This window comes from Saccharopolyspora flava (assembly GCF_900116135.1).
GTDB classification, from domain to species: Bacteria; Actinomycetota; Actinomycetes; order Mycobacteriales; family Pseudonocardiaceae; genus Saccharopolyspora; species Saccharopolyspora flava.
Map to the genome: position 1 here is coordinate 174789 of NZ_FOZX01000005.1, position 6796 is coordinate 181584.

At 70.9% G+C, this 6796-nt stretch carries 7 protein-coding genes; 4 read left to right on the forward strand and 3 right to left on the reverse strand.

The window, feature by feature from the left end:
• Positions 1-136 precede the first annotated feature (136 nt).
• From BM424_RS16540 to BM424_RS16550, 3 genes are all read right to left on the reverse strand, one after another.
• The gene (locus BM424_RS16540; RefSeq protein WP_093418674.1) at positions 137-898 is read right to left on the reverse strand and encodes an IclR family transcriptional regulator; all 762 of its coding nucleotides are present in this window, start codon (positions 896-898) and stop codon (positions 137-139) included.
• Positions 898-2127, reverse strand: a complete 1230-nt coding sequence (locus BM424_RS16545) for a D-arabinono-1,4-lactone oxidase (RefSeq protein WP_093418677.1) — start codon at positions 2125-2127, stop codon at positions 898-900. The genes BM424_RS16540 and BM424_RS16545 overlap by 1 nt, the downstream gene beginning before the upstream one ends.
• Before the next feature lie 69 nt (positions 2128-2196).
• On the reverse strand, positions 2197-2748 hold the full coding sequence (locus tag BM424_RS16550) for an NAD(P)H-dependent oxidoreductase (RefSeq protein WP_093418680.1): 552 nt from the start codon (positions 2746-2748) through the stop codon (positions 2197-2199).
• Positions 2749-2865: 117 nt separating this feature from the next.
• Here BM424_RS16550 and BM424_RS16555 point away from each other — a divergent pair, with 117 nt between their 5' ends.
• From BM424_RS16555 to BM424_RS16570, 4 genes are all read left to right on the forward strand, one after another.
• Positions 2866-3522, forward strand: coding sequence for a TetR/AcrR family transcriptional regulator (locus BM424_RS16555; RefSeq protein WP_093418683.1), 657 nt, complete (start codon positions 2866-2868; stop codon positions 3520-3522).
• A gap of 152 nt (positions 3523-3674) precedes the next feature.
• Positions 3675-4673, forward strand: coding sequence for a TRAP transporter substrate-binding protein (locus tag BM424_RS16560; protein ID WP_093418686.1), 999 nt, complete (start codon positions 3675-3677; stop codon positions 4671-4673).
• Positions 4674-4682: 9 nt separating this feature from the next.
• Positions 4683-5216, forward strand: coding sequence for a TRAP transporter small permease (locus BM424_RS16565; protein WP_093418689.1), 534 nt, complete (start codon positions 4683-4685; stop codon positions 5214-5216).
• Entirely contained in the window at positions 5213-6523 is a 1311-nt protein-coding gene (locus BM424_RS16570; RefSeq protein ID WP_217649736.1) for a TRAP transporter large permease, read from the forward strand. The genes BM424_RS16565 and BM424_RS16570 overlap by 4 nt, the downstream gene beginning before the upstream one ends.
• Positions 6524-6796 lie beyond the last annotated feature (273 nt).

Consider the following 6796-nt stretch of genomic DNA (forward strand, 5'->3'; position numbering starts at 1 on the left):
CGGGCGTCCACTCGACGCGGTGCTCGAGGTTCTCGCGGGTCAGGCAGGTGGTGTCGATGGTGGGGCTCCTGTCACGACGAGGTCGTCGCCCACACTAAATCCTGTTGATCTTGACAGTAAACCTGAAAACCGTAAATCAGCCCAGGGCTCGTGAGATCGCCCGGGCGCTCGCGCGCACCAGCGCGCTCAGCGAGTGCGGGGTGGCGGTGCCGTGCCGCACCACCAGCGACACCGCGGCCGCCACCTCGCCGCGCGGGTCGATCACCGGCGCCGCCACCGACAGCGCGTCGGCGGTGACCTGCCGGTCGCTCACCGCGAAACCGCAGGCCCGCGTCTCGGCCAGCATCCGCCGCAGCACCACCGGATCGGTCACGGTGTGGTCGGTGAAGCGCGGGATCTCCCCGCCGAGCACCTCGGCCTGCACCTCGGCCGGTGCGTGCGCGAGCAGCACCAGACCCACACCCGTGGCGGTCATCGCGAACCGGCCGCCCACCCGGGTGCGCACCGGCACGGCACCGCTGCCCGCGATCCGCTCGACGAACACCACCTCGGTGCCCTCGCGGATCGCCAGCTGCACGTTCTCCCTGGTCACCGCCGAGAGATCTTCCATCGTCGGCAGCGCCAGCTCCCGCAGACCGAGACCGCGCGGGGCCAGCGACCCGAGCTCCCACAGGCGCAGCCCGATCCGGTAGGCGCCGTCCTCGCCGCGCTCCAGAGCGCCCCACTCGACCAGATCGCCCAGCATCCGGTACGTCGTCGAGGCGGGCAGGCCCGTGTGGCGGGCCAGTTCGCTCAGCGTCATCGCCGTGCGCTCGGCGGAGAACGCGTCGAGCAGCTGCAGCGCGCGGCGCACCACCGGGCCGGTCGGCCCGCACGGCCTGCCGCGCCGCGCGGCCATCAGAGCCCGATCGTGCGCGCGAGGAAGTCGTTGGTGAACTTGCCGTCCGGGTCGAAACGCCGCGCCAGCGACCGGAAATCGGCCAGCTTCGGGTACAGCAGGTCCAGGTCGGCCGGTTCGGTGGTGAACAGCTTGCCCCAGTGCGGACGGCCGCCGAAGGGCTCCAGGGCCGCCTCGATGTCGGGCAGCAGCGCCTCCACCGCCGCCTGCTGCGGCAGCCAGGTGAAGTGGAAGGCCACCGAGTCCGCGCCGTGTGCCGGGCTCAGCCACAACTCGTCGGCGGCGATCGTGCGGACCTCGCTGATCTGCAGCAGCGGCGCCATCTTGTCGGCCAGCGGCCGCAACGCCGCCAGCGCGGCGCCCCCGTGCTCGGCGGGCACGAAGTACTCGCTCTGCAGCTCGTCGCCGTTGCTCGGGGTGAAACCGGCCTTGAAGTGCGGCAACCGGTCGTGCCACGGGCCCGCGACGCCCAGCTGCTCGGTGAGGTTGTCGATGCCGGTGTCGCGCAGCATGTGCGTGGGCGCCTCGGCGGGGTGGGCGCCGAAGAGGTCCTCGCGGCGCTCGTCGCCGACGCGGGCCTTCGCCCACACCTGGATGACCTCGTCGAAGTCGGTGAACACGCTGACGCTGTAGGCCGCGGAGGTGACCGCCTCGAACTCGCCCAGCAGCGCATCCCAGCCCAGCCCCAGGTGCACGGTCGTGGCCACGTCGAAGGTCGGCTGCACGCGCAGGCCGATGCGGGTCACCACGCCCAGCGCGCCCAGGTGCACCACGGAACCGGGGAAGTCCGGGTCACTGGGCCGCAGCCGCACGAGCTCGCCGTCGGCGCGCACCACGTCGAGCCCGGCCACCGCCGCGCTCAGCGACGGGTTGCCCACGCCCGAACCGTGGGTGCCGGTGGCGGTCGCCCCGACGACGGTGATGTGCGGCAGCGAGGCCATGTTGTGCAGCGCCAGGCCGGAGTCGGCCAGCTGAGCGGCGAGCTCGCCGTAGCGCATCCCGCCGGGCACCCACACCACGTCACCGTCGATCTCGACCTCGGCCGGAAGGGCGTCGAGGGAGAGGTGGTCGCCGGGGGTGTCGGCGATGTCGTTGAAGCAGTGCCGCGATCCCAGCACCTTGACCCGCTCGGATCCGGCGACGATCCGCCGCACCTCGTCGACGCTGCTCGGGCGGTGCAGCCGCTGCGCCCGGTAGGTGAGGTTCTTCGCCCAGTTCGTTCCAGCCACGCAGCAACGTTAACGCCGGGGACACCGGCGGCGGTACGGCCCTCTCCTCCGCGCCGCCGCCGGTGGGGCTCACGCGCTGATGTTGGCCTGGAGCTTGCCCAGCGCCGCGGTCAGCTGCTCGGCGACCTCGGGGTCGTCGGCCGGGTGGGTCTCGGCGAAGCGGGTCATCGAGCCGGGGATGCTCAGCTTGACCTCGTCGACGATCGAGGCACCGGCGATGCCGGCGGACTTGCGGGTCTCGTCCTGCGCCCAGACGCCGCCGTACTGGCCGAAGGCGGTGCCGATCACGGCGGTGGGCTTGCCCGACAGAGCGCCGGCGCCGAACGGGCGGGACAGCCAGTCGATGGCGTTCTTGAGCACGGCCGGGATGGTGCCGTTGTACTCCGGCGCGAACAGCAGGAACGCGTCGGCGGCGTTGGCGGCGTCGCGCAGCTTGGTGGCGGGCGCGGGCACGTCGGCCTCGGTGTCGATGTCCTCGTTGTAGAAGGGCAGGTCGCCGAGACCGTCGAAGATCTCGATCTCGACGTCACCGGGAGCGAGGGTGCGGGCGGCCTCGGCGAGCTGGCGGTTGTGCGAACCGGAACGGAGGCTGCCGACGAGCGCGAGGATCTTGACGGACATTGGTATCTCTCCAGGTGAGGAGTATGGTGAGGAACAAGCGGACCGTGGTCCGATTGCATTTCTACCACCGAAGCGGACCGGGGTCCAGTTCGGTGTGGGAGGCGTTACGCTGTGCGCATGAGTGGTGGCATCCCCGGCATCGGGCCGACCGGTGACGCCCTGGCCGGGCCCGCCGAGTTCGAGGTCACGCCCGTCGACGCGGGCCGCAAGCCGCGCGCCGACGCCGCGCGCAACCGCGCCAAGCTGCTCGACGCCGCCGCCCGCCTGGCCGCCCGCTGCGGCGCGGCCAACCTCACCATGGACGCCGTCGCCGCCGAGGCCGAGGTCGGCAAGGGCACCGTGTTCCGGCGCTTCGGCGACCGCAACGGCCTGCTGCTCGCCCTGCTCGACCACGAGGAGCAGCGGCTCCAGCACGCCTTCCTGTCCGGCCCGCCGCCCCTCGGCCCCGAAGCACCCGCCCTGGAACGGCTGCGCGCCTTCGGCCCGGCCGTGATGCGCCACGAGCTCGACCACATCGAGCTCTACCTGGCCGCCCAGCCGCCGGTGGAACGTCGCTGCCAGGTGCCCGCGCGCGGGCTGCGCCGCGCACACCTGGCGATCCTGCTGCGGCAGACCGAGGCCGCCGCCGACGTCGAACTCGCCGCCGAGACGCTGCTGGCCTCCATCGACACGCCGCTGCTGCACCACCTCGTCACCCAGCGCGGCTTCCCGCTGGACCGGCTCGACGCCGCCTGGCAGGACCTCGTCACGCGCTACACCACGCCACCGGCCTGACCTCCCGGGTATGATCCTTCCGCTCAGCGGGAAGATCAACTTGGCGAACGGCCGTTCGCGGTGCGAACCTTCCGCGGCTCAAGCGTGAAGGGAGTTCGCCGGTGAACGACCAGGGGATCTCAGCACCACCCCCGCGTCGCTCGAACAACGCGATGCCCAGGCGGAACTTCCTCGCCGCGGCCGGCGGGCTCGGCGCGCTCGCCCTCACCGGCTGTGCGCCCGGCGCCCACCGGCCGGTCGCCGCCACCTACCTCACCACCTCCTACGACGACCTCTACCCGGGCGTCGAGCGATTCCTCGACACCGCACGCGGTCTCGGCGGGTTCGACTTCGACGTGTTCCCCTCCGGGCAGCTGCTCGGCGCCGAACAACTCGTGCCCGGCCTGCTCAACGGCGTCGCCGACGTGGTCCTGCAGACCAGCTCCTACGTCTCGTCGAGCTTCCCGATCCTCGGCTCGCTCGAACTTCCCTTCACCACCGAGCACTTCGACCGCTACCTGCGCGCCTGCGACCCCACCAGCCCGGTCTCGGCGCTGATCAACGAGCGGCTGACCGGCCAGAACATGCGGATGCTCGGCGGCATGGCCACCGGGTTCGAATACCTCTGGACCATCGACAAACCCATCCGCACGCCCGAGGACGTGCGCGGACTGCGGCTGCGGGTGGCGGGCGAGATCGAGGGCGAAACCGTCAAAGCCCTCGGCGGCGCACCGGTCTTCCTCGGCTCCGCCGAGCTCTACCAGGCGCTGGAGCGCGGCACGATCGACGGGATGATGAGCTACCTCGGCACCGTCGTCTCCCGCGACCTGCACGAGATCCTGCGCTACGGCACCGCCGCCCACTTCGGCGCCTACACCGTCGACGCCTACTGCCGCCAGGACTTCTACGCCGCGCTGCCGCCGCACCAGCAGCGCGCCCTCGACGAGGCCGGGCGCGTGCTCTTCCACGACGGCACCGCCACCCTCCTCGACGTCCACCGCACCAAGTACCTGCCCGCCGTGCGCGACGCCGGTGTGGAGCTGATCGAACTCGACGAGGCGCAGCTGCGCCCCTTCCGCGACGCCGTGTCCGCCGTGCACCGGCGCTGGAGCTCCCTGCTGGGCGATCCGGCCGCCGCGCAGCGGGCCCTCGAGCTGATCCGCGACGCCTGAGGAGCCAGCATGCTCAACCACCTCCGACGCCTCGCGCTCATCGGCACCCGGTCGATGGCGGCGCTGGCGATGCTCACCGTCGGGCTGATGATGCTGACGATCAGCTACGACGTCATCGCCCGCTACGCCTTCCGCGCGCCCACCGACTGGGCCTACCCGCTCAACTCCAGCGCCGTGCTGGCCGTGACCGTGCTGGCGATCCCGCACCTATACGCCACCGGCCACCACATCTCGATGGACCTGGTGCACCGCGCGCTGCCGCCCGGGCTGCGCCGGATCGCCGACGCGGTGACCGCCGCGGCCGCCGCGCTGCTGGGAATCGTGCTGGCCGCCACCGGTTTTCACGCCGCGGCGGTGTCCTACGGGCACGGGCTCACCGGGTCCGGGACGTTCAACGTCCCGCTGTGGATACCGGATGCGATCCTCGGGATCTCCGGGGCGCTGCTGCTCGTCGTGGCGCTGCTGTTCCCGCCGCACGCCGAACCCGAACTCGCCGCGACCACCGCCGGCGCCCCCGACACCGAGGACGGAGACCCCGCGTGATCCTCTCCCACGGCCTGGTCGTGGCGCTGGCGGTCGTGCTGCTGCTGGTGCTCATCGCCGCGCGCACGCCGATCTTCATCGCCCTGTCGGTCTCCGGCATCGCCGGTCTGCTGTGCCTGTCCGGGTTCGACGGGCTCAAGCTCGTGCCGCTGGCGATGGGCGCCCAGCTGCAGGAGTACGCGCTGGTCGCCGCGCCGCTCTACATCCTGCTCGGCGAGGCGCTGGCCGTCACCGGGCTCGGCCGGGACCTCTTCGGGGCCGCGCACCGCTGGTTCACCCGCGTGCCCGGCGGGCTCGGGGCCTCGGCGATCGCGTCCTCGACGCTGTTCGGCGCGATGTCCGGGGTCAGCATCTCCTCGGTGGCGCTGATCGGGCGGATGGCCGTGCCCGAGATGCTCTCCCGCGGCTACAAACCCGGTTTCGCCGCGGGATCGGTGGCCGCGTCCGGGGCGCTGGCGATGCTCATCCCGCCGAGCCTGATGTTCATCCTCTACGCCTCGGTGACCGGGGAGAGCGTCGCGTCGCTGTTCGCCGGCGGCATCGTGCCCGGCCTGCTGCTCGCGGCGCTCATGATCGGCTACGTCGTGGTGCGGGCGAAGCTCGATCCGAACAGCGCGCCGCGCGACGGGGAGAGCTTCGGGTGGCGCGAGCGCTGGGTCGCGCTCGGCAAGATCAGCCCGGCGCTGGTGCTCATCGCGCTGGTGCTGGGATCGATCTACACCGGGTTCGCCACGCCCACCGAGGCCGCGGCGATCGGAGCGCTGCTGGCGCTGGCCATGACCGGCGTGGTGTACCGGAAGCTGGGGTGGACCAACCTCAAGCTCATCTTCGCCTCCACCGCGACGGTCTCGGCGGCGATGCTGGCGATCGTCGGCTCGGCGTTCGTGTTCACCCAGACGCTCGTCGTGGCGCGGGTTCCCGAGACGCTCACCGACTTCGTCGTCGGCCTCGACGTGCACCCCTACGTGGTGCTGATCGGCATCATGGTCGTGCTGCTGTTGCTGGGCTGCCTGGTCGACGCCGCCTCGCTGCTGCTGGTGGTCACCCCGATCCTGGCACCGGCGATCGAGGAACTCGGCTTCGACCCGCTGTGGTTCGGCGTCCTGCTGGTGGTCAACCTGGAGATGGCGGTGATCACCCCACCGGTGGGCCTGAACCTCTACACGATGAAGTCGGTAGTCCCCGAACTCGACCTGGCCGAGATCTTCCGAGGCATCGCCCCATACCTCGCCATCGAATTCGCCCTCATCCTCCTCATGATCGCTTTCCCCGAAACAGCCACCTACCTACCGAGCCTGATCACCTAGGGCCACGTTCCGCAAGAAACGCGACCAGGATGACCCAAGCTTCAGTAGACGCGACCCACTACGGGTACGTTTCGCGAGGGAACGCGACCAAGGCGACCCAAGCTTTGGTAGACGCGCCCCGCTACGGGTACGTTTCGCAAGGGAACGCGATTAAGGCGACCCAAGCTTTGGTAGACGCGACCCACTACGGATACGTTTCGAAAGGCAGTGACAATTTCTTCTGAAATTGGCAGATCGCACAACGCAAGAGAAGCACGAAACGAAGCCAATTTC